At 36.0% G+C, this 2431-nt stretch carries 3 protein-coding genes; all 3 read right to left on the bottom strand.

Going from position 1 to position 2431, the window contains the following annotated elements; translation table 11 throughout:
* Positions 1-97 precede the first annotated feature (97 nt).
* Complete coding sequence (locus CKY02_RS22800) at positions 98-430, bottom strand: nucleotidyltransferase family protein (protein WP_112896988.1); 333 nt, start codon at positions 428-430, stop codon at positions 98-100.
* 194 nt (positions 431-624) lie between these two features.
* A complete protein-coding gene (locus CKY02_RS22795) occupies positions 625-1119 on the bottom strand; it encodes a phytanoyl-CoA dioxygenase family protein (protein ID WP_112896987.1) in 495 nt (164 codons plus the stop codon).
* A 426-nt stretch (positions 1120-1545) separates the two neighbouring features.
* On the bottom strand, positions 1546-2133 hold the full coding sequence (locus CKY02_RS22785; RefSeq protein WP_162120999.1) for a non-canonical purine NTP pyrophosphatase: 588 nt from the start codon (positions 2131-2133) through the stop codon (positions 1546-1548).
* Between the last annotated feature and the right edge of the window lie 298 nt (positions 2134-2431).

Genomic DNA, 2431 nt, shown 5'->3' with positions numbered 1-2431 from the left:
TCACGGCAGGTGTGATGGAGGTGTTCAAGTTCGGCTTTTTGTTCATCGGTAATGAAGATTTTCATGACTGATACCATGAACCTCATTTGGGCGAAAATCAAGCAGTTTCAATGAGCACGGGTATATAATATAAAATATCTTCTCTGTTGTGTTTGATTACTTTCCCTTTTTCACTATCATAGATACCGCATTCGAAACCAGATTCTAACATAGCATCTTCAAACTTTATTTGATCATATTCAGAAATTAACAAATCAATATCATTATAGGTTCGGTGTGATATTTCTTTGTAATATTTCGTGTATGACATCCCTTTTCTTAACGCCCAGCGTATACCTTTTTTCTTTAATTTATCAACTACAAAAGCATGAAAATACTCTTCGACCACACGCTGTTTATATGCTTGATGCCTGTTATAGTGAAATATCATTTCGATATTCCTAGAATTTAACTATTTCGTTCTTGAAAAACGACGTAAATGCCACTCAACTATTGGTAATAATTTATTAATATTGGCATGTTGTAGATCTATATTTTCTGCATTCTTAATCACAAAATCATGGTCATGGATGTAAGATTTTATTAGTCTCCGGGAAAAATATAGTCTTCCAATACTCTGATTCATTAATAGCCATCCTGTTTATATAATTCCCAACCTTTTTGTTCGTTGCTGAACAAGCTGATGTCAAGCTCATCATCAGTAACTTTAAAGTTCATTATTTGCTTCCGTTTGAGCCATTTAACCGAGTACTCGATGAAAATAACCAATCTTTCTTCTAAAAGGTAGTTAGGGGTTCGCGTATGCAAAATACGGCGGTCAAAGAAAGTGATATCTCCTGGACTTGCCGCGATTTTTTTTAATTTATATTCCTCATTTTTTTTTTGGAAATCACAGTGACTTCCTTCAAGAAACAATAGATTACCTCCGCCATCTTTCACTTCACTCAGCCATACAGCACATTTTATGCTTAATTTTTTTTCTCTCAATACGTTGTCGAAATGTTCATTTAAAATACCACCGTCTCGATGCCATCCTAAAAAAGTATCACTTGAAAACCCTTCTGAAAAATTGCACTTATTAGTCGAATCCGCCCCACTCTTTAATATTTTCTTTTTCAATCTTAGAATTCTAAGTAGCTATTTAGGGAGGCTTTAATATTTTGTAATTAGTGGTTGTTCCTTGAATCGGGCCAAATAGTGTTTTTGTTTTAACTTTGATGAATTCTTTAGCATCAATATTTTCACAAACAATTATGCCTAGTTTTTCTAAAATTTTGGTGCAAAGATCTGCAATCTTGCCGATTTCTGAACCAGAAAACATATGGATTTGTAGTAGTCAATAAAAATTGGCCACGGTTGTAGAGTTTTTCTAATGTAACCGTTCGTATTCGTTGGAGGTCGGACCACCATTATATTGATTCTGCCTGAGTTAGCTATAATAACCAATGACATAACGAATGATTTACCGAGTTCCGGTGGCGATGAGCGATGACCTGCGTCTGCAAAATCTGTTTTTAATGATATGGAGCTGAGTATTCAGCTGTTTCATAACTCTATTTCAGAGAGGTGATCTCTGAGCAGTTGAAAAGCATCGGTATTATTATTCTGCTGATTGAAAAGATGCTTATGCGCTTCAGTTAACTGGTTGTAGAACTGCTCTCCATCTGTTACTTTTAAGATCTGCCAAAGGTCAGACCAGATTTCTTCCTTACTACACATTAACGGCGTATGGGAAATAGATAGCCCTCGTGTAGTGCCTGAAAAAAAGACCACCTCATTATTTTTTGTTCTAAGCGCTAGATGATTGGTGAAATAACATTCACGGTTATCTTTTCCTGCTAACAGATTAATAATTCCCTGAACGCCTAATGAAGATAAAATGTATTTAGTATACAGGGAGGGAAAACCATTAAGAGCATCTATATGGAATGAGCTGTCCTCAATAAAAACATAGGAATAATCGACGTGTGGGATTTGGTTTAATTTAAATAGTAGATTTTCCCGAGTATCTTCAGTTTGTAATTCCTTAAAATCGAAGCTCTTATGAACCAAGTTTATGTCAGCATAGCTGGAAAAAACAGATTGGGCATAAGTATATTTCTTTGTGTTGGAAGTGTAAAAAGAGAGGTTCATAATCAAGTCGCAATTCATCTATTTTATGTTTAGCATGAAAACTATTTAATCTCGCAGAGGCGCAATAAACGCCCGCATTCCGGAAAATTTTTTGCCAATTTCAGATCATCCCTTTTCACGATGGTACAGCACACCTAAAAGTCCAAGAGCGGTACATGAATTGCCGTAAACTAGGCTGTGTCCCGCAATAGGCTGAGATAGAATAATCTATGTGGCTCTGACTTTCGGAAAAAACATGTTATGGCTCGTTACGACCTTCCTGATGAAGCATGGGAGTTACTGCTCCCCTTATTGCCCC

Source organism: Photorhabdus bodei, assembly GCF_003287735.1.
Classification (GTDB): Bacteria; Pseudomonadota; Gammaproteobacteria; order Enterobacterales; family Enterobacteriaceae; genus Photorhabdus; species Photorhabdus kayaii.
The sequence above is the reverse complement of the archived record's forward strand: the minus strand, read 5'-3'. Positions and strand labels throughout refer to the sequence as shown.

Excerpts from the sequence above, each read along its gene's own strand:
- CKY02_RS22800 (WP_112896988.1), bottom strand. The coding sequence starts at position 430 with ATGATATTTCACTATAACAGGCATCAAGCATATAAACAGCGTGTGGTC.
- CKY02_RS22785 (WP_162120999.1), bottom strand. The coding sequence starts at position 2,133 with ATGAACCTCTCTTTTTACACTTCCAACACAAAGAAATATACTTATGCC.